The sequence below is a fragment of the Bradyrhizobium sp. LeoA1Lang genome, assembly GCF_055413685.1.
The window spans coordinates 35,552-62,012 of the sequence record NZ_JBVAPG010000009.1 but is presented as its reverse complement, the minus strand read 5'-3'; the positions used below and the strand labels follow the sequence as shown (position 1 = coordinate 62,012).

23 protein-coding genes are annotated in these 26,461 nt (G+C 62.7%); 15 read left to right on the top strand and 8 right to left on the bottom strand.

What is annotated here, in order from left to right:
• Positions 1–36 precede the first annotated feature (36 nt).
• The 7 genes from groEL to ACZYOF_RS05470 all read left to right on the top strand — a co-directional run bounded on the left by groEL (position 37) and on the right by ACZYOF_RS05470 (position 6,798).
• Positions 37–1,668, top strand: coding sequence for a chaperonin GroEL (groEL, locus tag ACZYOF_RS05500; protein ID WP_463715077.1), 1,632 nt, complete (start codon positions 37–39; stop codon positions 1,666–1,668).
• Positions 1,669–1,980: 312 nt separating this feature from the next.
• A complete protein-coding gene (locus ACZYOF_RS05495; RefSeq protein WP_130577621.1) occupies positions 1,981–2,475 on the top strand; it encodes a hypothetical protein in 495 nt (164 codons plus the stop codon).
• 121 nt (positions 2,476–2,596) lie between these two features.
• Positions 2,597–4,639: a sigma-54-dependent Fis family transcriptional regulator gene (locus ACZYOF_RS05490; RefSeq protein WP_463715076.1), complete on the top strand. Its 2,043-nt coding sequence runs from the start codon at positions 2,597–2,599 to the stop codon at positions 4,637–4,639.
• A 14-nt stretch (positions 4,640–4,653) separates the two neighbouring features.
• Positions 4,654–5,103 carry a hypothetical protein gene (locus ACZYOF_RS05485; RefSeq protein WP_463715075.1) on the top strand — a complete coding sequence of 150 codons (450 nt, stop codon included), beginning with the start codon at positions 4,654–4,656 and terminating at the stop codon, positions 5,101–5,103.
• A 26-nt stretch (positions 5,104–5,129) separates the two neighbouring features.
• A complete protein-coding gene (locus ACZYOF_RS05480) occupies positions 5,130–5,423 on the top strand; it encodes a hypothetical protein (RefSeq protein ID WP_463715074.1) in 294 nt (97 codons plus the stop codon).
• An 8-nt stretch (positions 5,424–5,431) separates the two neighbouring features.
• A complete protein-coding gene (locus ACZYOF_RS05475) occupies positions 5,432–6,547 on the top strand; it encodes a WD40 repeat domain-containing protein (protein WP_463715073.1) in 1,116 nt (371 codons plus the stop codon).
• A 71-nt stretch (positions 6,548–6,618) separates the two neighbouring features.
• Entirely contained in the window at positions 6,619–6,798 is a 180-nt protein-coding gene (locus tag ACZYOF_RS05470; protein WP_463715072.1) for a hypothetical protein, read from the top strand.
• Between the two features lie 7 nt (positions 6,799–6,805).
• Here ACZYOF_RS05470 and ACZYOF_RS05465 read toward each other — a convergent pair whose 3' ends face one another.
• From ACZYOF_RS05465 to ACZYOF_RS05440, 6 genes are read right to left on the bottom strand one after another with little or no spacing between them, the layout of a single operon-like run.
• Entirely contained in the window at positions 6,806–7,840 is a 1,035-nt protein-coding gene (locus tag ACZYOF_RS05465; RefSeq protein WP_463715071.1) for a Bug family tripartite tricarboxylate transporter substrate binding protein, read from the bottom strand.
• Positions 7,833–8,972, bottom strand: coding sequence for a mandelate racemase/muconate lactonizing enzyme family protein (locus ACZYOF_RS05460; protein WP_463715070.1), 1,140 nt, complete (start codon positions 8,970–8,972; stop codon positions 7,833–7,835). Before ACZYOF_RS05460 ends, ACZYOF_RS05465 begins: the two co-directional genes overlap by 8 nt.
• A gap of 9 nt (positions 8,973–8,981) precedes the next feature.
• Positions 8,982–9,944 carry an NAD(P)-dependent oxidoreductase gene (locus ACZYOF_RS05455; protein ID WP_394565793.1) on the bottom strand — a complete coding sequence of 321 codons (963 nt, stop codon included), beginning with the start codon at positions 9,942–9,944 and terminating at the stop codon, positions 8,982–8,984.
• The gene (locus ACZYOF_RS05450) at positions 9,937–10,842 is read right to left on the bottom strand and encodes a fumarylacetoacetate hydrolase family protein (RefSeq protein ID WP_394565794.1); all 906 of its coding nucleotides are present in this window, start codon (positions 10,840–10,842) and stop codon (positions 9,937–9,939) included. Before ACZYOF_RS05450 ends, ACZYOF_RS05455 begins: the two co-directional genes overlap by 8 nt.
• 15 nt (positions 10,843–10,857) lie before the next feature.
• Entirely contained in the window at positions 10,858–11,997 is a 1,140-nt protein-coding gene (locus ACZYOF_RS05445; RefSeq protein WP_394565795.1) for a mandelate racemase/muconate lactonizing enzyme family protein, read from the bottom strand.
• Between the two features lie 59 nt (positions 11,998–12,056).
• Positions 12,057–13,025 carry a Bug family tripartite tricarboxylate transporter substrate binding protein gene (locus ACZYOF_RS05440; RefSeq protein ID WP_463715069.1) on the bottom strand — a complete coding sequence of 323 codons (969 nt, stop codon included), beginning with the start codon at positions 13,023–13,025 and terminating at the stop codon, positions 12,057–12,059.
• Between the two features lie 78 nt (positions 13,026–13,103).
• On the opposite strand from ACZYOF_RS05440, the gene ACZYOF_RS05435 reads away from it, so the two are divergent.
• A complete protein-coding gene (locus tag ACZYOF_RS05435; protein ID WP_245475741.1) occupies positions 13,104–13,838 on the top strand; it encodes a GntR family transcriptional regulator in 735 nt (244 codons plus the stop codon).
• Positions 13,839–13,887: 49 nt separating this feature from the next.
• Here ACZYOF_RS05435 and ACZYOF_RS05430 read toward each other — a convergent pair whose 3' ends face one another.
• Both ACZYOF_RS05430 and ACZYOF_RS05425 read right to left on the bottom strand, forming a co-directional pair.
• Entirely contained in the window at positions 13,888–14,766 is an 879-nt protein-coding gene (locus tag ACZYOF_RS05430) for an IclR family transcriptional regulator (RefSeq protein WP_463715068.1), read from the bottom strand.
• 105 nt (positions 14,767–14,871) lie between these two features.
• Complete coding sequence (locus ACZYOF_RS05425; protein ID WP_394565798.1) at positions 14,872–15,786, bottom strand: dihydrodipicolinate synthase family protein; 915 nt, start codon at positions 15,784–15,786, stop codon at positions 14,872–14,874.
• A 242-nt stretch (positions 15,787–16,028) separates the two neighbouring features.
• Here ACZYOF_RS05425 and ACZYOF_RS05420 point away from each other — a divergent pair, with 242 nt between their 5' ends.
• From ACZYOF_RS05420 to ACZYOF_RS05390, 7 genes are all read left to right on the top strand, one after another.
• Positions 16,029–17,366, top strand: coding sequence for an MFS transporter (locus ACZYOF_RS05420; RefSeq protein WP_463715067.1), 1,338 nt, complete (start codon positions 16,029–16,031; stop codon positions 17,364–17,366).
• Positions 17,367–17,435: 69 nt separating this feature from the next.
• Positions 17,436–18,593 (top strand): ABC transporter substrate-binding protein, encoded by a 1,158-nt coding sequence (locus tag ACZYOF_RS05415; protein ID WP_463715066.1) that lies wholly within the window; start codon positions 17,436–17,438, stop codon positions 18,591–18,593.
• Positions 18,594–18,648: 55 nt separating this feature from the next.
• Positions 18,649–19,530 (top strand): branched-chain amino acid ABC transporter permease, encoded by an 882-nt coding sequence (locus ACZYOF_RS05410; protein ID WP_130577607.1) that lies wholly within the window; start codon positions 18,649–18,651, stop codon positions 19,528–19,530.
• A complete protein-coding gene (locus ACZYOF_RS05405; RefSeq protein ID WP_463715065.1) occupies positions 19,531–20,529 on the top strand; it encodes a branched-chain amino acid ABC transporter permease in 999 nt (332 codons plus the stop codon).
• On the top strand, positions 20,513–22,009 hold the full coding sequence (locus tag ACZYOF_RS05400) for an ATP-binding cassette domain-containing protein (RefSeq protein ID WP_463715064.1): 1,497 nt from the start codon (positions 20,513–20,515) through the stop codon (positions 22,007–22,009). The genes ACZYOF_RS05405 and ACZYOF_RS05400 overlap by 17 nt, the downstream gene beginning before the upstream one ends.
• A gap of 102 nt (positions 22,010–22,111) precedes the next feature.
• Positions 22,112–23,521 carry an FAD-binding oxidoreductase gene (locus tag ACZYOF_RS05395; protein WP_463715063.1) on the top strand — a complete coding sequence of 470 codons (1,410 nt, stop codon included), beginning with the start codon at positions 22,112–22,114 and terminating at the stop codon, positions 23,519–23,521.
• A gap of 378 nt (positions 23,522–23,899) precedes the next feature.
• On the top strand, positions 23,900–26,449 hold the full coding sequence (locus ACZYOF_RS05390; RefSeq protein ID WP_463715062.1) for a TonB-dependent receptor: 2,550 nt from the start codon (positions 23,900–23,902) through the stop codon (positions 26,447–26,449).
• Positions 26,450–26,461 lie beyond the last annotated feature (12 nt).

Sequence of the window (26,461 nt, the reverse complement as noted above, 5' to 3'; positions counted from 1 at the left end):
TATAAACAAGAGACGACCACGTGGGAGTAAAACGCTATGCCGAAAGTTCTGCTGCATGACATAGAGGCCCGACGCGCTCTCGCACGCGGAGTCCAGAAGCTCGCCGCCGCGGTCGAATCGACACTCGGTCCCAAGGGCATGAACGCGATGGTCGACCGGCCGATTGGCACACCCATCGTATCGCGCGATGGCGTCACCATCGCGTCTGAAATCGAATTGCCCGATCGCTTCGAGAACATGGGGGCGCAGGTGGTGCGCGAGGTCTCGATGCAAACCAACGCAGTCGCCGGCGATGGTACAACGACGGCGATGGTGCTCGCAAACGGCCTGATTCAAGGCGGGGTTGCAGCCCTGGAGCGCGGCGCCAAGGCGGTCGATCTCTGCAAGGGTATTGACCGAGCCGTCGAGGTCGTTGTCGAGACCCTGAAGAGTTCGGCAACCAGCGTATCGGACCGCAAGACGCTGCAAGCGGTGGCGACGATTGCCTCGACCGACTCTCATCTGGGCGGTCTGGTCGCCGAGGCGGTGGAACGTGTGGGCAAGGACGGCATCATCAGTTCCGACTACGGGCTGACGACCAGCACGACGCTCGAAGTCGTCGAAGGTATGTCGTTCGACCGCGGTTACATCTCCCATCACATGGTGACCGATGTCGAGAAGATGGAAGTGGTACTGGATCAGCCCTACATCCTTCTGACCGATCTTAAGATCAAAATGCCGAGCGAACTGTCGGCGCTGCGCGCGACGGTTGCCTCGACGGGACGGCCGCTTGTCATCGTCGCTGAAGAGGTTGCGCCCGAAGTCGTCGTTACGCTGCTTGGCGATGGCAACCGCGGCAAGGTCCTGGTGGTCAATCCACCCGACTATGGCCATTGGCGCAAGGCGATGATGGACGATCTCGCCATCATAACGGGGGGGCGGGTGATCGCCCGCGAGCTCGGTGGCAAATTGGAAGAAACCAGCCTTGCCGATCTCGGAACTGCGCGGCAGGTTCGGGCCGGTGCGCGCGAAACGGTGATCATTCGCGGCGGTGGCGACGACGCGGCGATCGCGGCGCGGCGCCAGCAGGTGGCCAAGCAACATGATCTGGCACCACCCAACATCGAGCAGGACAAGCTCAAGGAGCGGCTGGCGAAGCTCTCAGGCGGGACGGCCGTGATCCTTGCGGGTGGCGTCACGCCCGTCGAGCAAAAACGGACGATCCAGTTGATCGACGATGCGCTCAGTGCGGCGCGTGCTGCAGCCGAGGAGGGCATCGTGCCGGGTGGCGGCACCGCATTGGCGCAGTGCGCGCCGGTGGTCGTGCGTACGCTCGGCAACGTCAATGGCGACCTGGGCGAAGGCATCAAGTTGGTGCGCGAAACACTATCCCGTCCCGCTGCATTCATTGCCCGGAATGCGGGCTATGATGCGGAGAAGGTCGTGGCCGACCTGCTGAGCGCGCCGGCGGGCGTCGGATTCGATGCCGCGAACGGTGTCTTCATCGACATGGTTTCAGCAGGGATCGTCGATCCGGTGCGGGTGACTTATACCGCGCTTCGAAACGCGGCTTCCGTCGCCACGCTGGTGCTGACCACCAACACGCTTGTTGCCGACGTGCCGGAGCACCTCGATCCGACACAGGGGCCGGCACTGGGCGGCGGGGCAGAGAAGCTTGGGCGTGCATGAGGCATGTGTCCGCGTTCCGTGTTCCGCCGCGCCGTCCAGGGATCCGGCGAGCGGGATATTGCGGCCAGATACTCAGTTCTATTGAGAAACCGAGTGCCCAGCGACGCGTGAATCGAACGTCGCGGCATCGAAATCATCACCGGGGAAGGAGAGGTTATGCGTAAGCACGCTGCGGCGTAACCTTTGTGGTCGAACGATTGGACGGTGACAACTATCGAGAACGGGTTACAATCTTAAAAGCTCCGGCGTGAGCCGAAGGAGGTGATGCACAAGCCTCCACGGCCGTCCGACCAACCGGGGCGGGAGGAAAACATGGTCCACATCATTTCCAAGCGCGACGGTCCGCACCGGGAAGAGGTGGCGGCGAAGGACTTCATTCAGAAGAACCGCACGAAGATCGACGCGATCGCCAATCATCTGACGGCTGGGCGCTGGCAGGAATTGCGCAATCCCGCCCCTGTTCCGCAACCCCAGCCATCAGGCAAGCTCTGGTTGACGCCGCCAGGCCGCCCCAGAGAGATGGAACCCTATGTACGGATCAGTCTTAACGGCCGTGTCGTGATCGCTGATCTCGCATCGGGGCGACAACTCCATTTTGTCGGCGAACTGCGCGGAAAGGGCCAAGCGCGATACTTCGCTCTGGCCACGCGCGAGAACGGAATCTTCGATCCGCTGGATGAGGAGCTCTGCAAGGTCCTCGCCGACCTTGAGGGAGTGAGTGTGCCCGACGAGGTGTCCGAGGAGCGCCTGGAACAGGTTATCGCCCGCCGTCTCGGGTTGGATGCGATCGCCAAAAGCGTCGAATGATCTCCATAAACCGAACCTGTGGGGATGACGATCCCGATTAGGTCCGATTCAGGTCGCTTCTGCCGATCGGGTTGCTGTTTGCCAACGTACGTATGGTGCTCCAATGCTGACGGAAACGCTCATGGCTAAGCCGCCGTTCTCCCTGGAAGGCTACAAAGTTCCGGGCGCCACGGACGCGGAGCAGGGGCGGCCATACGATGAGCGAGAAACCAACAGGGCGTGGGAAAACTTTCTGACGTTCGGAGACCTCAGGCGTGAGAACGCACCGGTGCGAGGCCTCATCGAGGACTCTTGGCAGCGCAGTGTCAAGTCCGGGGTCAATGCTCATGGCAACGGCAGCAATCTCGTCGCCTCGCCGGACGATCTTTACGAACTGCGTTTGAAGAATGATGACTTGCTTGATTCGAGCGCGGAGACCTTTCGCCGCGTCGCGCAGGTGCTTGGCGACGCGGCCACGATGGTGGTCATCACCGACAGCAATGGCGTCGTGCTGGACGTGGGGGGCGATCAGCGGACGATTGATGCGGGCCACGATATTCGCCTGGAAATCGGCGCCGCCTGGGGCGAGACGATCACCGGCACCAACGGCATCGGCACAGCGCTCGTCACCGGAAAACCGGTTCATGTCCATGCGGCCGAGCACTTTTCCGAGGGCATCAAGGCATGGACCTGCGTCGGCAGTCCCATTCGCAGTCCGATCGACGGCAGCATTATCGGCATCGTCGATTTTTCCGGACCCCAGGCGATCTTTCACCGGCATAATGTGGCGCTGGCGGTCGTCGCGGCCAATCATATCGAACTTGCGCTCTCGGAAAAGATTCGCATCGAGAGAATGCGGCTGCTCGAGGCGAGCATTTCTCGAATGCCCGGGATGAACAGCGCTGACGGCGTCGTCATTCTCGATCGGTTCGGCAGGGTTGTTCATCACAACGACATGGCGTCGGTCCGCTGGCGGCGGATTGCGCAGTCGCAGGACTTGAGCATCGGAACGCAGCTAATCCCAAGCAGCGAGGGCTTCTTGGCTAGAGAGCTTGCGAATGGACTGCCCGAGGAACTGCGCGAGCAGCGGATCGAGCCGTTGGTGGTCGACGGGGTGGTGAAGGGCGCGATGCTGGTGCTCGCATCGAGGCCGCGCGTGAATCCTGCCGCATTCCAAATGTCGCCGGCAGCCCACGCGGCACTCATGTCGGCTAAGGAAGCAATTGTCGGATGCAGTGAAGCATTGCTGCAAACCGTCGAGAAGGTTGAGCGGGCGGCGCTTGGCCGGACGGCAATTCTGCTTGAGGGCGAGACGGGGGTCGGCAAGGAACTATTTGCGCGCCTGGTTCACGCCGCCAGCCAGAAGACGGGCAAGGAGCCCTTCATTGCCTTCAATTGCGGTGCGGTATCGAAAGAGCTTCTCGGCGGCGAATTGTTCGGCCATGCGCCAGGCGCCTTCACCGGCGCCACGCGCGAGGGGAGGCCTGGACGGTTTGAGTTTGCCAATGGCGGCGTGCTCAGCCTCGACGAGATCGGCGAGATGTCACTGGATCTGCAGCCTTATCTGCTCCGCGTGCTGGAAGAGCGCGCGGTATACCGGCTCGGTGAGAGCAAGCCGCGCCCGGTGGACGTCCGGCTCGTAGCGTCGACCAATCGGAACTTGAAGCAGGAAGTGGCGGAGGGACGGTTCCGAAAAGATCTGTATTTCCGGATCGGTGTCGTCAAATTTATCATCCCGCCGCTTCGCGAGCGCTTGGGCGACGTCGAGATATTGATCGATCATTTCAATAGACAGTTCGCCGCGACCTATAGCACCGAACCGCTGCGTTTCGAGGCAGCCACGATGGAATTGCTGCGGCGCTATAGCTGGCCGGGAAACGTTCGCGAACTGCGCAATCTGATCGAGAACCTTGTGCTGATGACGCTCACCGGCATCGTCACCCCCAGGGACTTACCGGAGGATTTCCGGGAAGCTGCGGCTCAGATACCCTCGGCGCGCTCGCCGGCGGAGCATGACCCAGCGTCGGGAGGCGACGAGATCGCGCGCTTCGACGAGATGGAGCGTCGGGCCATCGAGAGGGCCGTCGCAAACGCTGGCGGCAACATTGCCGCCGCCGCCGAAAAGCTGGGGCTTTCGCGTGCCACGCTGTATCGCAAATTGCATCAATACCGTTCGCGGACCTGAGGTTAGGGCCAGGCATGCCGATTGTCTGGGATGAACAGAAGGGCGAAGGAGAGCCGGTCGCTGCGGCGACGGTGGCGTCGCAGATCCTTGCGCGCGCGGACAGCGACATAACCTTTATGGTGCACCTGATCGGCGAAAGCCAAAATCTCCTGGTGCGGCATTTCATCGTGTTCATCGAGACCGAACTCACAAGGCGCGGCATCAGTTATGGCGCACATCCGCTACTGCGTCCCTTCATCGAAACGCATGCACGCGAGCTGACCGATTTCGTCTTGCAGGGGATCGGCTTACGGCATCAGTTCGGCCTGCAGACGCTCGAGACGATGGCCGGCGATCCGGCGCGGTTGCTCAGGGTCGATCTGTGGGACTCGCTGCAATCTCACATCAATGATGCGCAGCAACACTTCGTGTCCGGTGTCGGTGGCCTGCAGCGAATCCTGGTTCAGATCGAGACGGATTCATGAGTGGCGATTCTCCGACGCTTGTGGAAATGCTGAAGCAGCGGTTGCTGGTCGTTCAGGAGATATCGTCCGCGCAATCGCGCAATCTTCTGAACCGTCAGCTTAGCGGCGGGGCGGAATTCGAGATTCAGCGGATCGAGCGGGAGATTGCGGCGACAGGCGCCTCGCATGCGCTTGCCACGGCCCTCGAGGACGCGCGGGGACGCTTGCAAAACGCAAATGCTGGAATGGCGGTATGCGATGCTCATTGCGCCGCGCTGGAGCGACGCCTCGAAGAGCTGGACAGGTGGATTGCCGACGCAGGTAGGCCCATCCGAATGTGAGGCGATCGATGGACACGATGGAAGCAGAGACCGTAACGCTCTATGAATTGCTTGGACGGCACTGGACTCTAGGCGCGCCCGTGACCAGTGTGGCGTTCGACCCCGCGGGACAAATGGTTGCGTTCGCGCTCGCCGATGGTGCATTGGCGATAGCTCCCCTGACTGACATCGAGCCGCCGCAGGATCGCTGTCGTATCGCGCTCGACGGAGGCCGGGCAACGATTTCACCGCGACGGAAACCGGTGCCACCGTTGACGAAAGTCGCAATCAGTGATGCTCCATTTCATCTCGCCCCGCTCGGGACTTCGGGCTTCATCGCAAGTGATCGCAGCCGATTGTTGAGCGTGTCGGCATCCGGTGTCACACAGCCAGCCGCAAACCATGGTTCCCCGATTGATCTCGTCGCCCCAGTGCAGGATGGGGGCATTCTGGCTGCTTCTGGCAGTTCGGTCATATCTTACGATTCCAATGGTGACGTCGGTTGGCTCCAGGAGCGTGCGGGAGGAAATGCATCGGCAATCGCTGTATCACGGGATAGTCGGCGCTTTGCGATGGGAGTCGACGGCTGTCTGCTCATTCGTGCCTTCGGGCCACGACCCGAGCCGGCGGCCTCATTCGAGTTAGGCTCCATCTCAACCTTGTCATGGAGCCCCGACGGAAGCTGGTTGGCCATATCAGCCGCAAAAACGGGCATTGTGTTGCTGCGCCTTGCCGATGCGCGGATCGTCCGGATTCCCGGCTATCCCACGAGCGTTGCGTCCCTTTCGTGGAGTGCAGACTCTCGCGTCCTTGTTACGAGCGGAGCCTATCGGATGATCGCATGGGACGTTTCGAGTCTCAACGACGCAAGCGAACAGCCGGTCAACCTCGCGACCGGCCGCGCCAGATTTGTCCTCGTCGAGGCGGTGGATATGCACCCGGAGCGTCGGCTGGTCGCAGCAGGTTATGGCGACGGCATGGTCGTTGTCGCAAGGATCGGAGAACCCGACGAACTGGTCGTCAAACCGCCCGGTCGAGGTCCTGTCCACGCCTTGCAATGGTCCCGCGATGGTCAGCATCTTGCAGTCGGAACAAGCGACGGGGAGGCGGCAATCGTGACGTTTCCCCCGCACATTTTCAAATAGCTGGACCCGGTTCAAACAGCTTGATCTGGCTCCAGACGGAGACCCTTGCCGCTATCATCAGGAGAGAAATCATGACAGCCACTCGATCGCCAGAAGCCGAAAGCAAAGATCAATTCTTTAAAGAGCTTGCGCAGCTTTCCGAGCGGATGATTGCCGCACATGGAAAGGAGTTTTCGATGGGCGCTCTGGTGCTGGCCGCAAGGTTCATCGCCGAAAATAAATCTTTCGAGCGAAGCGCAGTAACACAGTGACGTGCACTCACTCCGGCTGAATATTGGCGTTCTTGACGACCTTGGCCCACTTCTGGATCTCGCTGCGAACGTGATCCGCGAATTGCGAGGGTGAGCCGCCAACGGGGTCGACGCCCTGATCCTGGAATCGACGCTTGACGTCGTCCATCCCGAGGATCGCATTCAGTTCTGAATTCAGTTTGCGGACGATCTCCGGCCGCATCCCGGCAGGCCCGACGATGCCAAACCAGACCGTGACCTCGTAACCGGGAACGCCGGCTTCCGAAACCGTCGGAACGCTTTCCGCGAGAGTCGAGCGTGCCGTACTGCTGACGCCGAGCGCGCGCAACTTGCCGGCATTGACCTGCGGCAGCACGTTTGGCGTATTGTCGAACGCCGCATCGATGTGATCGCCAAGCAGATCGTTCACCATCGGTGCGCTTCCCTTGTAGGGGACATGCACGATATCGATTCCGGTCATGCTCTTGAACAACTCCATTGAGAGGTGGTTCGACGAACCGATGCCCGTGGACCCGTAAGAGACCTTGCCCGGATTGTTTCGGGCGTAGTCGACGAAATCCTTGACCGAATGGATCGGCATGGCGGGTCTTACGACGAGAAGATTCTGCGTCTGACCCGCAAAAATCAGCGGCGTGAAGTCCTTTACGGTGTCGTAAGGCAGGCTCCTGTAAATGCTTGGGTTGGAGCCGAACGGAAACGCCACGCCGAGCAGTGTATATCCGTCGGGTGCGGATTTGGCGACCGCGTCGGTCCCGATCAGCGTGCCGCCACCCGGCCGGTTCTCGACGACGACGGGAACGCCCCATGCCTCCTGAAGTTTCTGCGACACGATCCGGCCCAGCGTGTCGTTGAACGCGCCCGGTGGGTAGGGAACGATGTAGCGGATCGTGTGGCTGGGGTAGGTGTCCGGATCGGCTGTTGCAGGCGCGACCGGGGTCTGCGCGGAGGCCGCGCTCGTCAACAGAAGCAGGAACGCGCCGCAGGCGAAGTAAGCAAGACGCATGGCGCGCGATTTGACTTCAGCCTGCAGCGGTTCAGACATAGCAGGGGCCCTCGATCAGCGGATGCGCGTTGATGAAAGCCTCGTTGATCTCGACCCCGAGGCCAGGTGTTTCAGACGGCTTGACGCAACCTTCGGCGTCGAGCGTGTACGGGACGCCGCCGACCTCGTCGCGGAACGGATTGTGCTTGGCGACGTCGCCCTCGAAATAGCTGGGGGCATCGACGGCCGCGAGCACGTTGATGGTTGCCGCCATGTTGATGCCGGTCGCGGAGGTGTGTGGATTGAAGGACAGTTTCCACGCATAGGCCATCCCGGCGATCCGCATCGCCTCGGTGACGCCGCCGGTCTTGGACAGATCCGGCTGCACAAAGCTGACGGCGCCATCCTCGATCAGGCGGGTAAATTCGAAGCGCGTGAAATGATTTTCGCCGGCCGCCAGCGGCGTCGAGCCGAGCGAGGCGGCGGTCCGGTACGAACGATAATCCTGCGCCGGGAACGGCTCCTCGAGCCATCCGATCTCTAGCTCGTCATAGGCCGGCATCACGCGGCGCACGTCATCGACCGTATAGCCGGTGTTGGCGTCGACCAGAATTTCTATGGTGTCTCCGACCGCCTCGCGGACCGCCGTGGCACGCGCTACGTCGTCGCGCGCATTGTCGCCGACGCGAAGCTTGATCGCCCTGTAGCCCTGCGCGACGTAGCCCAGCGCCTCCTGCGCCAGCGACTCCGGCGCCTGCCATCCAAGCGAGATGCCGCCCGCATAGGCCTTGATCGGCTTTGAGGCGCCGCCGAGCAGTCGGTACAGTGGCCAGCCTGCTGCCTTGGCGCGGATATCCCACAGCGCCAGATCGAGGCCGCTGAGCGCCATCGCGGCGGCGTAGCCCACGCCGTGGCTCGCCAACTGCATCTGGTAGACGCGCTGCCAGACCCCGACCACGTTCATCGCATCCATACCGACGACCAGTTCGGAGATCGTGGTGTCGATCAGCTTCGCGATCGCACCGGGGCAGCGGCCGTGATGGGCTTCGCCCCATCCGACGAGGCCCTCATCCGTCGTGACCTTGACCAACACCGCGTCGCGCTTCACGGCACGGCCGATGCCCAACCGGACGTTCTGGCCCTGCGGCACGGGATAGGAGATCGGGACCGCCTTGATCGATGTGATACGCATTTTGAAACCTCAGACCGTCTTGTGTTCGGGATTGACGAGATTGAGCGGCTGCTGGCCGCGCAGGATTCGGAGCATTTCTTCGGCCGAGCCAACCGCCATCGCGCGGCCACTCGTGGCGGTGATCCCCGCGGTATGCGGCGTCAGCAGCAGGTTGGGACAATCGAACAGTGCATCGTCGGGCGGCAGCGGCTGGACATCGAACACATCGAGCGCGGCGCCGGCGAGCTTGCCTGACCGTAACGCGTAGATGATGGCGGGCGTGTCGACCACGGCGCCACGCGAGACGTTCACGAGGACGGATTGCGGCCGCATGTGCGCCAGCAGATCGTGGCTGACGAGCCTGCGCGTCTCGTCGGTCAATGCGCAGCAGACCACCACGGCGTTGCTCCGCGCGAACAGCTCCACGAGCGTGACTTCCTCGACATCAGGCGGCAGCGATCCCTTCCGGCGCGACGTGCCGAGCACAGTCATTCCAAAACCGTTGCTCGCGATGTTGGCGATGCGGCGCCCGATCGTTCCTACGCCGAGGATGCCGAGTGTCGTTCCGCTCAACTCGGTAAGGCCGTCCGCCATCGCGCGGCTGGTCGCCCAGCCTTCGGCGCGCATCAGCGCATCCACGCGCTGCAACGGCCGGCGCAGATGCATCAAGGCCGACATGACATATTCGGCCACCGCGTTGGTGTTGCTTCCGGGCAGGTTCGCAACCGCGACGCCGCGTGCCGTGGCGGCTGCGACCGGGATGAAGTCGAGGCCGACGCCGTGACGGACGATACCCTTGAGGCGCGGCGCGTGATCGACGATGTCGTCGGGCAATTTCGCGCGCACGATGATGCCGTCGGCGTCAGCGGCGCATTGGCGCAGCGTCTCCGGCCTGGTGTCCGACGCGACGATCAGCCGAACGTGCGGGGTGAGAAGCGCCTCGCCATCGCGGTGCATGGCGTTGGTCAAGAGGACGACGGGTTTCTCAGGCATCTGGTGTAGGCCCCTCGATGATTGGATTTTGCAGGCGGCCGAGGCCTTGGACCTCGACCTCGACGGTCGAGCCAGGCCTGAGCCACGCTGGTGGCTTGTGCAGCCCGGCCACGCCGGCCGGCGTGCCGGTGGCGATGATGTCGCCGGGTTCGAGCGCCTGTAGCCGCGACAGATAGGAAACGAGGTCGGCGACATCGAACAGCATGTTCGCCGTTGACCCGGACTGCAGCGTGCGGCCGTCGACTTTCAGCGTCACGGTGAGCGCGTGCGGATCCGGCACCTCGTCGCGGGAGGCGAGGTATGGTCCGAAGGGGCCGAAGGTCGGGTAGTTCTTGCCGCGGTCGAAATGGCCGTCGGCCTTGATGATCTCGCTCGCGCTGACGTCATTGAAGCAGCCATAGGCGACGACGTGATCGAGCGCACGCTCCTTGCTGACGTTCTCGGCGCGCGTGCCGATCACGGCCGCGAGTTCCGCCTCGTAGGTGACGCCGCCAATCGTTGCCGGCAGCACGATGGGCCGTTCCGGCTCGATGATCGTTCGCGGTGCCTTCATGAACAGCACCGGTTGCTCGGGCGGCGGCATACAGCGTTCGACCAGCGCGTCGCGGTAGTTATGCGCGATGCCGAAGATGCGCCGCGGCGCCGGCAGTGGCGCCATCAGCGTGACCGCGTCGCGCGAAAGCCGTGCCGCTACCGCAAGGCCATGGACGTTAATGCGTTCCACGACTTTGGGCAGACTGGCCTCGATCAGGGCCTGCATCTGCGGCGCCGCGCCGCCGAGGGATTCGCGCATCGCCGGATGCGCCAGATCGACGATCGCATCGGCGTCACCGGTGCTGTTGCCCAGTAGCACGCCGGCGCGCGAAAAGCCTTGCTCGGTGAAGGTGACGAATTTCATGAACGGACCATCGATTCACGCCACACGGTAGCGGTCGATCACGCCGCGATCGATCTCGATGCCGAGCCCCCCGCCGGTCGGGACCGCGACCTTGCCCTTGACCTGAACGATCGGTTCGACCGCCAGATGGTCGCGAAATGGGTTTTCCTCCTGCTCGAATTCCAGCATCGGCGGCATCGGAAACAGGCTCGGCGGCTGGTTCGGGATCGATGCCAGGAAGTGGATGGTGGCGGCAAGGCCGACTGCGGAACCCCAGGCATGGGGCACGCATTCCACGCCATGCGTTGTAGCGAGTGTCGCGATCTTCTTGCATTCGGTGATGCCGCCCGCCGCGCAGACGTCCGGCTGCACGATGTCCATCGCCTTGCGCACGATGGCGTCGCGGAAGCCCCAGCGGGTAAATTCGTTCTCGCCGCCGGCGACCGCCATGTCGAGCGCGCGCGAAACCTCCACATAACCGTCGATGTCTTCCGGCGAGATGGGCTCTTCGAACCACTCGATGTCGAGGTCTTCGAGCTTGCGGCCGAGACGGATCGCAGCGGGCACAGTGAAGCAATGATTGGCGTCGACCATCAGCTTGATCCCGGAGCCGACTGCCTCGCGTACGGCTTTCACGCGCTCGAAGTCGCGCTTGATCGATCCAAGCCCGATCTTCATTTTGATCGCCTTGAAGCCGGCCTCAACGTAACCCGTCGCTTCCTCGACGGCTTCATCGACCAGCCGGTCCATGTCGGTGAAGTAGAGCCCGGTGGCGTAGGCGTCGACCTCGGTGCGGAAGGCGCCGCCGATCAGCTTGTGCACTGGCTTGTTGCAGGCCTTGCCGATAATGTCCCAGAGCGCGATGTCGATGCCGCTGATGGCTGCGATCGACATGCCCTTTGGCCCGTAATCCTTGATCCGGTTGTAGAGGTCTTCCCAGATCACCTCGACGTCGAACGGATCGTGGCCGATCACGCGCGGGGCAAGCTGGGTCTCGATAAAGGCTTTTGCGACCGCCGATGGGCCGTAGCATTCGCCCCAGCCGACGATGCCGTCATTCGTTTCGATCTCGACCAGGCAGGTGCCGCGTGTCTTGTAGAGCCAGCCGCGCGAGGAGGTGAAGGGACGTTGCACCGGAGCGGCGACGACGTGACAGGTGATCTTCTTGATGGACAAGCGCGTGAACCTTGGTTGGAGAGTGTTGGGATTAAGAGCCGCGATTCCGCCGGACCCGCCTATTCCTTCGGAAAGACCTGTGACGCCACAGTGCCGAACGTGGCTGCGACGTTGTCGACTTCCTTGGTCAGCGCATCGCCGGTCAGGTCGTCGACAAGGAACACGTTCTTCTTGGCGAATTCCTTGAAGCGCGGGTCCTGAATGGCGGCGCGGAACGCGGTGATCAGCTTGGTGCGGACGTCGTCGGGGAGGTTTGCCGGACCAACGACGTAAGCCATCTGGACGACGGGGCCGTAGGGAAAGACGTCGTAGCCCTTTTCCTTGAAGGTCGGTACGTCCGGAAACATCTCCAGCCGCTCATTGGCGAAGATGCCGATCGGCTTCAGCAGGCCTTCCTGGATCTGGCCAAGTGTTTCCGAGGGCTTCAACACGCCGGAATCGACGTGCTGACCGAGCAGGTCGGCCACCACTTTCGATCCGCCGGTGTAGGGCACGTTGACGAAGTTCACGCCCGCCGCGCGCGCCGTCATCAAGGCGAAGATGTGGTTTAGATTGTAATTGCCGGGGGTGCCGATCGTGACCTTGTCGGGATTGCCCTTCATGTACTTGATGAAGTCGTCGAGCGATTTCTGCTCGGCCTTGGTCGAGACCAGGAGCATCAGGGGATCGGTCGAGACGCGCGCGATGTGGGTGAATTGCGCATTCGTCAGCGGCGCCTTGCCCTGCGCCATCAGCGCCAGCGTCGAGCTGGTCCCCATGCCCAGCGTGTAACCGTCCGGCGCTGCACTCGCGACCCGGCGCATGCCGATCACGCCGGTCGCGCCGACGACGTTTTCGATGACGATCTTGATCCCATGTTCGCGCAGAATCGGGTCGAGCGCCCGAGCCGCGACGTCATTTGAGCCGCCCGCGTTCCATGGCACGATGAAGGTGATGTCCCGCTGGGGAAAGCTCGATTGACCGTGGCTGGCGGGCGTCTGGAACAGCGAGATCACGCACGCCAGGGCGATCGCGGCGGCTTTTTGCATGGTTGTGTTTCCTCCCATTTTGTTGTTTGTTATAACAAACATCGTCGGCAGGTCAAGCCTAGCGCCTGGCTGAGGGATTTGCGCGATGTCGCGCGCCGCGATACCGAGCGTTGTATGACGGCATTGAAACGAATCGAGCGTGAACCGCTGTGGGACCTCGCACACGCACAGTTGCGGGATGCGCTGCTGGCCGGGCGGTTCGAGCCCGGCACGGTCTTGACCTTGCGCTCACTGGCCGAAAGTTTCGGGACGTCGATCACACCGGTACGCGACGCCGTCACCCGTCTGGTGGCGCAAGGCGTGCTGCAACAGGGGCCGCGCAATTCAGCGATCGTGCCGCACCTGTCCCGCCGCGAGCTTTCGGACCTGACGGTGGTGCGTTGCGCCCTGGAAGGGCGCGCAGCGCGGGAGGCCGCGTTGCACCGGCATGACGATGCCACGCTGCGAAAGCTGCAAGAGCGGCTTTCGACGATGCAGTCGCTGATCGCTGCACGCAAGCTCGAGAGCTACCTCGAACATCACCGCAAGTTTCACTTCGGCATCTATGCGATGTCGGGCATTCCGCTGCTCGTCGAGACCATCGAGAACATGTGGCTGCGCTGCGGGCCGGTGTTGTCCTACGTGATCCCCGAATATGTGGTCCTGCTGAAGGGCTGGGATCACCACACCGCGGCGCTGAAGGCTATCGTCGCAGGCGACGCCGATGGCGCCGAACGCGAGATCGTCGCCGATATTAGCGACGCCGCGCACTACCTCGCGAGTCTTGCAGACTCGACGGGACAATTGAGGCGACCGTCGCTAGTCACCTCGTAGCTGCGCGCGGCACCGCGGACCGGCGAAGATGGAGGGTGAAGTCCTTCGATCAGGCGCCACGTTCGCCTTGTGCGGTTCCTGCCGCGGACCGTTGACGACGTTTGGGGGTGTTGCGCTCCGGCGCAGCGTCTGCGGCCCGGCTGTGCGAGTCAGGCTGGTAGCCCAGGCGGATCGACAGGAGCTCGGCGTGCGTCATCACGGTCCGGGCGAGCTCTGGCACCCATTCAGCCGTAACGCGCCGGCTCGGACCGCTCACGCTGATCGCCGCGAAGACGCGGCCTGCACTGTTGCGGATCGGCGCGCCGACACAGCGCAGCTCCGGCTCATGCTCGCAATCGTCCACCGAATAGCCGCGGGACCTGATTGCCGCGAGCTCGGTCTTTAGCCGCTTCGGCTCAACGATCGTGCTCGGCGTGAAACGAGGCAGGCCGGCGCGGATGACCCGGTCGATCACGGCGTCGCTCTGGAATGCGAGCGCCGCCTTACCCACGCCCGTCGAGTGACAGGGCGAGGCTTCCATCGTGATGACAGTGTTGTGCGGGCGTGCAGCAATTTGGCTGCGGCGATTGACGAAGACCATTTGCGCGCCGTCGAAGATGCAGAGATGCACATCCTCGCCACTGAGCTTGGCAAGCGTATCGACGAAAGGCGGCGCCTCGCGATACAGCGGAAGGTTCATGAGTGCGCTGCCGCCGAGCTCGAACAGTTTTATGCCAAGGCGGTAGCGATCGCGGCTCGCGTCCTGTTCCAGGAACCCGACGCTGCGCAGGCTATCTACAATGCGATGAACGGTGGTGCGCGGCAGGCCGGTGCGGCGCGCGATCTCGACAACGCTCAGCTCGGGGTCGGTCGAGGAGAAGGCCTCCAGGACCTCGAGCATCTTGAAGAGCGACTTCACGCTCTGTCGACTGCTGTCGACGCTAGTCATGTCGGACCTTTCGGGTGGCGTCACCACGCAATATCCAGGACGCGAACCATATCCGACTTAGACGGAATCGGGCGCGGCGGCAATGCCGCGCCCTTTGTCGTGTGCTCACTCGGCCGCGACCAGCCTCACGCTGCCTTCGACCTCGAGCAAAGGCCTGAGCGCAGCCGCGATCGCGTCCTTCTGCCGGCTGGTCGGAGCCGGCATTGGCTGCCGCGGAAGCCCGCTCGGCGATCCCTGTAGGGTGAGGGCGTGCTTCACGCAGGCCGGGAGATTGTCGCCGACGATCGTGTTCCAGAACCGCAACAGGCGCTTGTGGATCTCGAGCGCGGTGGCGTGGTCGCCGCGCTGGACCGCGTTCCACAGTGCCACGCAGGCGCCGGGGACTGCAGCCGGGTTCGCGGCAATCGTGCCATGCGCGCCGAGCGCGAAGGATGGATAGAGCAGCGCATCGACCGCCGTCAGCACGACCTTGCCCGCGGGCACGTCGAGCAAGAGATCGGCCATCAGCTTGAGGTCGCCGGCGCTCTGCTTGACGCCGATCACGCCGGGCAGCTCGTTCATGATCCGCAGCAGCAGCGCAGGGCTCAGGTAGTTCCAGGGCACGACGTTGTAGATGATGACCGGCTGCTTGACCGACTCGGACAGCGTCTTGAAGTGGCCGACCGTCGCATCCTCGTCTGGCTTGAAGAGATAGTGCACCGGCGTGATCTGGAGCGCGGCGACGTCGACCGATTCAATGGCACGGGCGCGGGCAATCGCTTCGCGGGTCGAGTTGGCGATGATGCCGGCGACGAGCGGCACCTTGCCGTTCAGCTCCTCTGCGCAGGCCTCGATCAAGCGCCGGAATTCGTCGGTGGTAAGCGTGTGACCCTCACCAGTGCTGCCGCCGACGCAGACGCCATGCACGCCCTTCTCAAGCAAGAACTTCACCTGGCGACGGAAAGCCTTTTCGTCGATGTCACCGTTCTGATCGAACGGCGTGGTGAGGGGCGGAATGATACCGGTAATCTTTGCTGGCACGTTATCCTCCTTTATTGTCCGGAATGTGGACATTTTGTATGACAAATGCGCGCAGGACGTCAAGCGTGTTCGCTCAAGCGTGTTCGCTGAAGTATCGACACATGCGTTGAATGTGCGGGATGGCTAGCGATCCGGCGGAAAAATCCTCTTGACATGTGGAATAAGTCGCTGCTCTTGTTGTCCGAAATACGGACAAAAGTCCAGGCGGGAATGTCTTCCTGCCGAAGCCGGAGGACGACGTCATGAGCGGAATGGTTAGGTCGATCGGGTCCAGCCGGGTGGCAGACCAAGCGGCCGCTTCGATCAAGGGTCGGGCCTCGGGCGACATCCGGAAGGTTGCTGTGGCGAGCGCCATCGGCAACATGATCGAGTATTACGACTTCACGCTCTACGCGACCGCGACCGCGCTCGTCTTCAACAAGATCTTCTTCCCGAGTTCCGATCCCTTGGTTGGATCGCTGCTCGCTTTCGCGACATTCTTCGTGGGCTATTGTGCAAGGCCGCTCGGCGGCGTGCTGTTCGGCCATTTCGGAGACCGCGTCGGCCGAAAAACGGCGCTGCTCATCACTATCCTGATCATGGGACTTGGGACTTTCCTCATCGGACTCATGCCGACCTATGAGCAGGTCGGTGTATTAGCGCCGATCTGTCTCATCGGGCTGCGGCTGTTGCAGGGAATTGGCATCGGCGGCGAATATGGCGGCGGCATGGTGATGACGGTGGAGCATGCGCCGGCCGACCGGCGCGGTTTCTTCAGCTCGCTCGTCCATATCGGCGTGCCCGCCGGATTCCTGATCCCGATCGCGCTCTTGGGAATCCTGTCGACCTCCATGAGCGAGGTTGACTTCCTCGCCTGGGGCTGGCGGATCCCGTTCCTGTTTTCGATCGTCCTCGTCGGGATCGGGCTCTTCATCCGCTTCAAGATCTCGGAGACGCCCGAGTTCAAGCGGGTGCTGAGCGAGGAGGGGGCTGCCAGCGTGCCGGTGGTCGAGGCGGTCCGCAATCACAAGGGTAACATCCTGTTCGGCATCGGTGCCAAGGTCGCCGAGAGCGGGCTGTTCAACATCTACGCCGTGTTCGCGATCACCTACTGCAAGACCAAGCTCGGGCTGCCGAGCCAGACAATCCTGAACGGCGTGCTCGTCGGCTGTGCGCTCGAATGCCTGACGCTGCCGCTGTTCGGTGCCCTGTCGGACCGGGTCGGTCGTCGCGCCGTCTATGTCGGCGGCATGATCTTCCAGGCCGCGCTCGCGCTCGTCTTCTTCCAGATGCTGAACACCGGGCACACCGGCACGATCTGGCTCGCGATCGCGCTAGGTCTCGCGCTTGGTCATGGCTCGGTCTACGGCGCGCAAGGCGCCTACTTCTCGGAGCTGTTTCCGGCGCGCATCCGCTACAGCGGCCTCTCGCTCGTGCAGCAGCTCGGCCCGATCCTCGGCGGCGGCCTCTCGCCGCTGATCGCAACTGCACTCCTTGCCGAGTACGGCTCGGCCTATTGGGTGGCCGGCTACATGGTCGCCATGGCGCTGCTCTCGGCCGCCTGCACCTTCGGTCTCCGTCCGCTCCGCTCGGACAACTGAGTCGATCCTGCTCGCAAAACCAGCCGCTCGAGACGAGGCGGCATCGCAAAACCAAGTGAGGAAACTGCCATGGTCTCTACCTTGCGCTTCTCTCGACGCAGTCTGATCAAGGGCATTGCTGCCGTACCGCTCGCAATGCCGGCGATCCTCGGCCGCGCACACGCCGCCGATCCGATCCGCATCGGCATTTCCGGACCGATGACGGGTCAGTTCGCCCAGAACGGCCAGTGGATGAAGAATGGCGTCGCGATTGCGGTGAAGCAGATCAACGACAAGGGCGGCATCAAGGGGCGCATGATCGAGGTACGCATCGCCGACGATCTCGGGCCGAACCCAACTGCGGCGGCAAATGCCGTTACCAAGCTCGCGACCCAGGACGAGGTCGTGGCACTGGTAGGTCCGCACTACACGCCGGGCATCCTGCCGAACCTGCCGCTGCTTGCGAAATACAAGATCCCGTGCCTGACGGGCGCAACCGGACCAGTCGTCACCCAGCAAGGCAGCCCCTGGGTGTTTCGCGTCCGCCTGAATGATGCGATCGGCGCGGACCTTCTGGTCAAATACGTCACGGAAGATCTGCAATGGAAGAAGATCGGACTTGGCTACGTCAACACGGCCTTTGGGCAATCCGGCATTGGCGTGGTCAAGGCCTCCTTGACCAAGCGCGGCGTCGAGCCTGCGCTGGTGCAGGCCCACACCGACGCCACCAAGGATTACACCTCGCAGATTTTGGCCTTTCAGCAGGCCGGTGTCGACGGCATCATCGTCTGGACCGATGATCAGCCGGCGGGGCTCATTGCCAAGCAGAGCAAGACCCTCGGCGTGAAATTCGGCATCGCCGGCAACACGGCATTCTCGCAGCCGATCTTCCTCGGCCTCGCCGGAGAGGGCGCCGACGGATGCATGGCGATCGGCGAGTTCGTCAAGGACAATCCCGACGAGCGGGTGCAGAGCTGGAAGAAGCTCTATTCGGCGGCTCATCCCGGTGACGAGCCGGAGCTCTACGCCACGGTCTATCACGACGCGGCAAAGCTGATCATCGCGGCGATGGAGCGCGCCGACGTCATTACGGGCGAGGGAATCCAGCAGGCGCTGACCGCGATCCGTGACTTCCCGGGCATCGTCGCGCGCTATGGCTGGACCGGCAACGGCGACATGACCCATTCCGGCATCATCACCAAGGTCGCCGGCGGCAAGCCGGAGATCGTCAAGGCCATCAGCAGCTAACGAGCGTGCGACGCCGCCGGACCTCCGGTGGCCGGCACCGTGACGGGATCTTACGATGTTGCAGACTTTCATTCAGATCGTGTTGGTGGGATTGGCGATCGGCGCGGCCTATGCGCTGGTGGCGCTCGGCTACACGCTGATCTGGAATGCGGTCTCCCTGGTCAATTTTGCTCAGGGAGACCTCGTGATGCTCGGCGCGTTCGTCTCGGTCGGCTGGCTCGCCAATCGTCTCGGGATGCCGCTGTGGTTGAACCTCGTCACGATGCTGGTGATCCTTGGCATCTTCGGCGCCGCGCTGGCTTGGGGAATCTACCATCCCTTGCGCAACGCGCCGCAATTGTCGGCGATCGTGGCAACGCTCGGCCTGTCCATGGCGTTGCAGAATATCGCCGTGATCATCTGGGGACCGCAGCCTCTCAACTTCGCTGGCCCCCTGGGCACGACCTCTGTGCAGTTGTTCGGCTCCACGATCTACGCGCAGTATCTCGTCATCCTGGCGGCGCTCGCCGTGATGATGGCGATCCAGCACACGCTGTTTCAGCATACCGCGCTCGGTCGCGCAATGCGCGCCACCGCGCAGGACGCTGAAGCTGCGCGGCTGATGGGCATTCCCACCGCCCGCATCATCGCTTTCATCTTTGCGTACGCTACCATGCTCGCAGCCTTGGCGGGCTGGCTGATCGCGCCGCTGTCTTACGTATCTTCCGACATGGGCGTTAACCTGTCGCTCCGTGCCTTCGCAGCGACCATCCTCGGCGGCTTCGGCTCGATCCCCGGCGCGCTCGTCGGTGGCCTGATCTTCGGCGTCATCGAGTCGGCGGGATCCTTCTACATCTCGTCGGAATATATCGACGTGATTGCGTTCGGCGTCTTGATCGCAGTTCTGATGTTCCGCCCGCAGGGCATTTTCGGCGAACTCGAACTGGAGCGTCCATAAATGACCGTCGACGGAAACACGCTGACGATGCGTACGCTCGCCCTTCTGGTGATCGGCGTTGCGATCCTTTGCGGCCTCGTCCTGCCGCAATTCCTGTCGGTGTATTATCTGCAGGTCGCAGACGTGACATTGATCAACATCCTCTTGGTCCTCGGGCTCAATTTTATTCTCGGCTTCGGCGGCCAGATGTCGCTCGCACAATGCGCATTCTTCGGCATCGGGGCGTATGGATTCACGCTGCTTCAGGCCGCAGGCATGCCGGTGCCGGTCGCCGCGATGGGCGCGATCGCAATCTCCGCCGCGGTGGGGATGGCGCTGGGCTGGCCGACATTGCGGCTGAAGGGGCACTACCTCGCCCTGTGCACGCTGGCTTTCGCGCTGATCGTCGAGCGGCTGCTGGTGAACTGGGAGGGACTGACCAACGGCGCCAACGGCATCACCGCGATCCCGGGCATCGGGCTCGCTGGTGAGAACGACAAGATGCTGTGGGTGTTGCTCGCGATCGTCGCTTGCGCCTATCTGCTCCAGGTCTGGATCGCCAATGGTCCGCTGGGTCTGCGCATCCGCGCGCTGCGTGACGATCCGCTGGCGGCGCAGGCCATCGGCGTCGATATTTCGCGGCTGAAGATCATGCTGTTCGTGATCTCGGCCGCCTATGGCGGTCTTGCCGGCATCTGCTACGTGCTGCTGCGCGGCTATATCAGCCCCGACGTCTTCTCGTGGCAGTCGACCTTCTCCTACCTCGCCATGGCGGTGGTCGGCGGCCTCGGCAGCCCCCTTGGCGCCGTGCTCGGGGCCATCCTCTATACCTTCGTGCCGGAGCTGTTGCGCTTCATGCAGGAATACTACTTTGCCGTCTTCGGCGTCATGGTCATCCTCGTGATCACCTTCTTCCCTGCCGGTCTCTCCGGACTGGTTCTCTCCGCCTTCCGCAGTCTTCGCCGGCGCGAAAAATCCTATGCACGATCGGACGTGACGCATCATGAACGCGCTGCTTGAGCTCTCCGGCGTCACCAAACGCTTCGGCGGCCTGACGGCGCTCGAAGACGTATCGCTCACCGTCGCGCAGGGCACGATCCATGCCGTGATCGGCCCCAACGGCTCGGGCAAGACCACGCTGTTCAACATCATCAGCGGCATCTACACGCCGACCGGAGGCGAGGTGCGCTTCGAAAGCGCCGTCGTCACGTCGAAGCCGTTGCACCAGCTCGCGGCAATGGGGCTGGCACGCACATTCCAGAATACCCGCCTGTTCGGCTCGATGACTGTGCGCCAGAACGTCCTTGCCGCGCGGCACGGCAGGACTCATCCGTGGCGCTTCGACCAGGAAAACGCACGCCGGGTCGACGAGATCATTGCGTTCGTCGGGCTTGCCGACGTTGCCGATGTGAATGCCGCCTCGTTGCCGCAGGGACAAAGGCGGTTGCTCGAAATCGCCAAGGCGCTCGCGCTGGAGCCGCGCCTCGTGCTGCTTGACGAGCCGCATGGAGGTCTCAACCACGCCGAGACCGCGCGCCTGATCGAGGTGATCCGCCAGATGCATGCGCGCGGGATGACGATCCTCTTGATCGAGCACGAGATGGAAGTGGTGATGACGCTCGCCGACCGGATCACTGTGCTCAATTTCGGCAAGGTGCTGGCCGAGGGAGCGCCGGCCGAGATCCAGCGCAACGACGCCGTCATCGAGGCCTATCTCGGCCGTGCCGACCGCGAGGCGGAGCTCCATGAACAGGTCGGCCGCGCGAGCGAAGGCACCGGCGCGCCGCTGCTTGAGGTCTCCGATCTCGTGGTCCGCTACGGTGACATCGAGGCGGTGCGGCAGGTGTCGCTGAAGGTCGGTGTTGGCGAGTTCGTGGCGCTGCTCGGCAACAACGGGGCAGGCAAATCCTCCACGCTGAAGGCGATCGCGCGTCTGGCGCAGGCCTCGGGCTCGGTGCGCTTCACAGGTCAGGAGCTGATCAGGGAGCCGACCGAGCGTCTGGTCGGAATGGGACTGGCGCTCGTTCCCGAGCGCCGGCGGCTGTTCGGCGGATTGACAGTCATCGAGAACCTCAAGATCGGCGCCTATGGACGGCCGCACGGTGAACTGGCGGGACTGATCGAGGAAATGCTCGAACTGTTCCCCAACCTCAAGCGCCTGTCGGCATCGCTTGCCTTCTCGCTCTCAGGCGGAGAGCAGCAGATGCTCGCCATTGCCCGCGCATTGATGAGCCGTCCGCGTCTGCTGCTGCTCGACGAGCCGTCGCTCGGACTGGCTCCGCTGCTGGTCGAGCAGGTGTTCGGCAAGCTCGTGGAAATCAATCGGCAGGGGACGGCGATTCTGCTGGTGGAGCAGAATGCCCGCATGGCGCTCGCCGTCGCGCACCGCGGTTATGTGCTGAGCTCGGGACGTATCGTTGCCGAGGGAAGCGCCGCCGAGGTCGCGCGCGATCCCCGCCTGATGGGCGCCTATCTGGGCCACGGCGAGGCCGCCGAATAAGCTAGCGGGCTGGATTTGGTGCGCACGAGAGCCGGCGCCGTCGCGGCTTGAAAGGCGGATCGCCGTGGTGCAGATGGAGGCCGAGTCACAATGGAGGCCGACATGAACGCCCACACCCTGCCGCGCCCAACAACGGAAGTCATCGCCGCTGTGCGCGCGAGGCTCGCTGAACGCCTGGGCGCGCGTGTCACGGTCTCGCAGGCGGTGCTCGACCAGCACAGCCACGGCGAAGGCCTGCCGGCAGTCGGTGTGCCCGATCTCGTGGTCTTTCCCGAGACCAACGAGGAGGTCGCCTTCGTTCTCGCGCTGTGCAACGAACACCGCGTGCCGGTCACGCCCTTTGGCGCGGGGTCTTCGCTGGAGGGCCAGCTTGCAGCTCTTGCCGGCGGCGTGTCGCTCGATATGACGCGCTTTGACAAAATCCTGGAGGTCACACCGGACTCGCTCGACTGCCGGGTCCAGGCGGGCGTGACGCGCGAAGCCCTCAACGCGCATGTCCGCGACACCGGCCTGTTCTTTCCGGTCGATCCAGGCGCCAATGCCTCGATCGGCGGCATGGCCGCCACGCGGGCCTCCGGCACCAATGCGGTGCGCTACGGCACGATGCGTGAGAACATTCTCGGCCTCACCGTCGTCACGCCCGATGGCCGTATCGTCCGCACCGGCAGCCGCGCGCGGAAGTCATCTGCTGGCCTCGATCTCACCCATCTCTATGTCGGCAGCGAAGGAACGCTCGGCGTTATCACCGAAATCCAGCTCAAGCTTTACGGCCAGCCGGAGACGATCGTTGCGGCCGTCTGCCAGTTTGCCTCGCTTGAAGGTGCTGTCGCCGCTGTCGTGACGGCGCTGCAATCCAATCTGAAGATGGCACGCATTGAACTGCTCGACGAGGTGCAGATGCGCGCCGCAATCCGCTATTCGAAACTGGATTATGTGGAGACGCCGACGCTCTTTCTCGAGTTTCACGGCACGCCGAACGGAGTGCGCGAGGAAGTGGAGATGATGCAGGCGATAACAGCGGATCACGGCGGCGGCGCGTTTCAATTCGCCGAGCGGCCGGAAGACCGGACGCGGTTGTGGAAGGCGCGCCACAATTCCTATCAAGCGGTGATGGCGCTTGAGCCCGGTAAGGCCAATATGGGTACCGATGCCTGCGTGCCGATTTCGGCGCTGCCGGCCTGTCTGCTGGCGACCAAGGCGGACATCGTCGCATCTGGCCTGACGGCGCCGATCGTCGGCCATGTCGGTGATGGTAATTTCCATCTCGGGATCCTGTTCGATCCGAAGGACGCGCAAGAGACCGAGCGCGCCGAGGCGCTCGCCTTTCGCACCGCGCGCCGAGCCATTGCGATGGGAGGCACATGCTCAGGCGAACACGGCGTAGGGCTGCACAAGATCGTGCACATGCAAACGGAGCACGGTGAGGGGGTGGCGCTCATGAAGGCGGTAAAGACGGCGCTGGACCCGAGAGGAATCATGAATCCGGGAAAGATCTACCCGTTGAGCAACTGATTTCCCGCGCGCGCTGTTTGAAGACACCACGCTCTTTCCGCCGAATCTTTGGAAGTGAGTTTGGGAGATGTGGCTGCCACAACTTCCCAAATATTCATGGAAAGAATTCCCGAAGCTCCTGCTGAGAACGGCGTGCGAACATTCTCGGTCACGGAATCATCATGGACCAACCGTGCTTATCGCGCGCATGGCGCATATTCTTTAGAACGATTTCAAAGAATGCATGATGTTGTTTCACCGTTGTTAGACAGGCTCTGCGAGCAATTCGCCGCAACAGCATCGCGAGCTTAGATCATTTCTATTGGGCGTTTCTCCACCCCTGCAGAAGCGTGTGTTAGGTCGAATCCGGGACCTGCAAGTTGCCTGGGGGTGTTAGGCATGACGTATGACGTCGGGGCGAGAAATGTTCTGCGTGCTGTTGCGCTGGGAGCGGCGAGTCACCTCGCGCTTTCCTTGGATTTTTTGGACAGTCAGAAAGTATTTGCACAAGGAAATTTGCCGCCCGTCACCGTAGACGCACCAACGAGATCAAGGGTGCGACAGACGAGCCAGAGGCCGCAGACCTCCACGACACGCGTGCAAAGACGCGTTGCTGCCCCGGCTCCTCGCCGGGTTGAGCCGGTCCCGTATGCGGTGCCTTCGACGGGAACGCTTGGCGCGCCGCCCGCTCCCTATGCCGGTGGACAGGTCGCAACGGGCGGAACTCTCGGGCTCCTGGGCAATCGCAGCGTGATGGATACGCCGTTCAACCAGACCAACTACACGGCGGAGCTGATTCAGAATCAACAGGCGCGTACTATCCGCGACGTTTTGGCGAACGACCCTTCCGTCAGAGTGGTACAGGCGGCAGGTGGTGGCGCCGATAGCCTCTTCATCCGCGGCTTCTACTATGACAGTTGCGATTACGCGTTGAACGGACTTTACGGAATCGCACCGTGCTATTCTACCGGTGCGAACTTCATAGAGCGGGTCGAAGTGCTGAAAGGGCCGAGCGCGGTGCTCAACGGCATGACGGTCGGAGGCACCGGTGTCGCAAGCGGCGGCGCCGTCGGCGGCAGTGTCAATCTCCTCACCAAGCATGCGCCCGACGTCGATATTACGCAGCTCACCGGATTTTACATTTCGAAGTCTCAGTTTGGCGAGGCCATCGACGTCAGTCGGCGCTACGGCGAGCACAAGGAGTGGGGCGTTCGGCTAAACAGCACCTATCGCAACGGCAATACGCCCTGGAACCGCCAGAACGACGAACTCGGCAATGTGGTGCTGGGCCTCGACTATCGTGGCGAGAACGCGCGCATGGCGGTCGATATCGGTTACCAGGCCGACGTCCTGCATCCGCCGTTGCGGTTCTTCACCATCGCTCCAACCACGACCTTCATTCCTCCACCGCCGAAGGCCGGAACCAATTTCCAGGTACCTTGGGCGTTCTATGAGCCGACGGACTTTTTCTCGACCGCGAGAGGCGAGGTCGACTTGACCGACTGGATGACCGCGTACGCGTCGTTCGGTTATCACGACAGCAACATCAACTATGCCTATCCGTCGCCTATTCTCACCAACGCGACGCGAACGGGAGCACTCCAGGTGGGCGGCCTGGCTTCGAACCCGTTCACCGGAAAGGAGACATTCGAGACCTTTGCGGGCGAAGCCGGTGTTCGCATCAACGCGGATACGGGCCCGATCAATCACGCGATCAACGTCGGTTACTCGATCAACGATCGAACCTATAGCCAGCGCGTTCTGACGCCCCCGGGGGGCGGTACGATCTTCTGGAACCTCTACACCGAGCCGACCAATATTCCTCGTCCCAATTTCACTGTGGTCGGCGCCAATCAGCTCACCGGCGTCAACCTCTGGAGCGTCGGTGTTTCCGACACGATGTCATTCCTGAACAAGCGCGTTCAGCTAACGGTTGGCGTCCGCCGTCAGACCGCAGGAAGCGAGGTCACTAATTTTCTTACGCCCGCATCAAGCAGGCCGGAGAGCGACGCTTCGGTATGGACGCCGGCTTACGCAATCGTCGTGAGACCGGTCGAAAACATCTCGCTCTATGCGAACTACATCGAAGGTCTTCAAACACCGGTCGTCGTGTCCGGCGCGTTTTCCAACGTGGGAACCGTGTTTCCGCCGGCTCAAACCAAGCAGGCCGAGGCGGGCGTGAAGATCGATACAGGTCGTCTCACCACGACCATGAGCGTATTCGACATCTCTCAGCCGAGCATCATTGCGGTGCCTGGGCTGCCGCAACCCTCGCAGCAGCTCAACGGCGAGCAGCGCAACCGCGGTGTGGAACTCAACGTGTTCGGCGAGATCACGCCCGAGCTTCGATTGCTGGGTGGCGTAGCCTTGATCCGAGGTGAACAGGTCAGAACGCCTGGCGGTCTCACCGATGGCAGAACGGCCATCGGCGTGCCGGCCGTCACTGCGAACATCGGTGCGGAGTGGGACACGCCGTTCGTGCGCGATCTCACGCTGACCGGGAGGGTGATCTACACCAGCCCGCAATATGTCAACGTGACGAACACACTCGCGCTGCCTGAATGGACGAGGGTGGATCTCGGCGCGCGATACACCTTCACCTCTCCCTGGAACGGTAAGCCGATCGTGGTTCGTGCCAGCGTCGAAAACGTCTTCAACGAGGCCTACTGGGCATCCGCTTATAGTGGCGTGATCACGCTCGCCGCTCCGCGCACGTATCTGCTGTCGACGACGTTCAATTTCCGAGACTGCGCCACGTTGCTGGCGTCCATGATTTACCGCCGTGGATTTTCGTCCACGGCGGTATTTTTGTCGGTGCTTCCGTCAGGTGTCAGAAGGGGCGATAAGGTGCCATTGCGCGACAGATCCAAGCGCAGGAGGTACAGCGAGGACCGTTGGGCTTGGTCCTGCATCGACGATGACCTCATTTGGCGGAACTGCGAAACCTAGCCCGGCCGCTTT

What these genes read in the sequence shown, in the direction of transcription:
- groEL (WP_463715077.1), top strand. Translation starts at nt 37, where the DNA reads ATGCCGAAAGTTCTGCTGCATGACATAGAGGCCCGACGCGCTCTCGCA.
- ACZYOF_RS05495 (WP_130577621.1), top strand. Translation starts at nt 1,981, where the DNA reads ATGGTCCACATCATTTCCAAGCGCGACGGTCCGCACCGGGAAGAGGTG.
- ACZYOF_RS05490 (WP_463715076.1), top strand. Translation starts at nt 2,597, where the DNA reads ATGGCTAAGCCGCCGTTCTCCCTGGAAGGCTACAAAGTTCCGGGCGCC.
- ACZYOF_RS05485 (WP_463715075.1), top strand. Translation starts at nt 4,654, where the DNA reads ATGCCGATTGTCTGGGATGAACAGAAGGGCGAAGGAGAGCCGGTCGCT.
- ACZYOF_RS05480 (WP_463715074.1), top strand. Translation starts at nt 5,130, where the DNA reads ATGCTGAAGCAGCGGTTGCTGGTCGTTCAGGAGATATCGTCCGCGCAA.
- ACZYOF_RS05475 (WP_463715073.1), top strand. Translation starts at nt 5,432, where the DNA reads ATGGACACGATGGAAGCAGAGACCGTAACGCTCTATGAATTGCTTGGA.
- ACZYOF_RS05470 (WP_463715072.1), top strand. Translation starts at nt 6,619, where the DNA reads ATGACAGCCACTCGATCGCCAGAAGCCGAAAGCAAAGATCAATTCTTT.
- ACZYOF_RS05465 (WP_463715071.1), bottom strand. Translation starts at nt 7,840, where the DNA reads ATGTCTGAACCGCTGCAGGCTGAAGTCAAATCGCGCGCCATGCGTCTT.
- ACZYOF_RS05460 (WP_463715070.1), bottom strand. Translation starts at nt 8,972, where the DNA reads ATGCGTATCACATCGATCAAGGCGGTCCCGATCTCCTATCCCGTGCCG.
- ACZYOF_RS05455 (WP_394565793.1), bottom strand. Translation starts at nt 9,944, where the DNA reads ATGCCTGAGAAACCCGTCGTCCTCTTGACCAACGCCATGCACCGCGAT.
- ACZYOF_RS05450 (WP_394565794.1), bottom strand. Translation starts at nt 10,842, where the DNA reads ATGAAATTCGTCACCTTCACCGAGCAAGGCTTTTCGCGCGCCGGCGTG.
- ACZYOF_RS05440 (WP_463715069.1), bottom strand. Translation starts at nt 13,025, where the DNA reads ATGCAAAAAGCCGCCGCGATCGCCCTGGCGTGCGTGATCTCGCTGTTC.
- ACZYOF_RS05430 (WP_463715068.1), bottom strand. Translation starts at nt 14,766, where the DNA reads ATGACTAGCGTCGACAGCAGTCGACAGAGCGTGAAGTCGCTCTTCAAG.
- ACZYOF_RS05420 (WP_463715067.1), top strand. Translation starts at nt 16,029, where the DNA reads ATGAGCGGAATGGTTAGGTCGATCGGGTCCAGCCGGGTGGCAGACCAA.
- ACZYOF_RS05415 (WP_463715066.1), top strand. Translation starts at nt 17,436, where the DNA reads ATGGTCTCTACCTTGCGCTTCTCTCGACGCAGTCTGATCAAGGGCATT.
- ACZYOF_RS05410 (WP_130577607.1), top strand. Translation starts at nt 18,649, where the DNA reads ATGTTGCAGACTTTCATTCAGATCGTGTTGGTGGGATTGGCGATCGGC.
- ACZYOF_RS05405 (WP_463715065.1), top strand. Translation starts at nt 19,531, where the DNA reads ATGACCGTCGACGGAAACACGCTGACGATGCGTACGCTCGCCCTTCTG.
- ACZYOF_RS05400 (WP_463715064.1), top strand. Translation starts at nt 20,513, where the DNA reads ATGAACGCGCTGCTTGAGCTCTCCGGCGTCACCAAACGCTTCGGCGGC.
- ACZYOF_RS05395 (WP_463715063.1), top strand. Translation starts at nt 22,112, where the DNA reads ATGAACGCCCACACCCTGCCGCGCCCAACAACGGAAGTCATCGCCGCT.
- ACZYOF_RS05390 (WP_463715062.1), top strand. Translation starts at nt 23,900, where the DNA reads ATGACGTATGACGTCGGGGCGAGAAATGTTCTGCGTGCTGTTGCGCTG.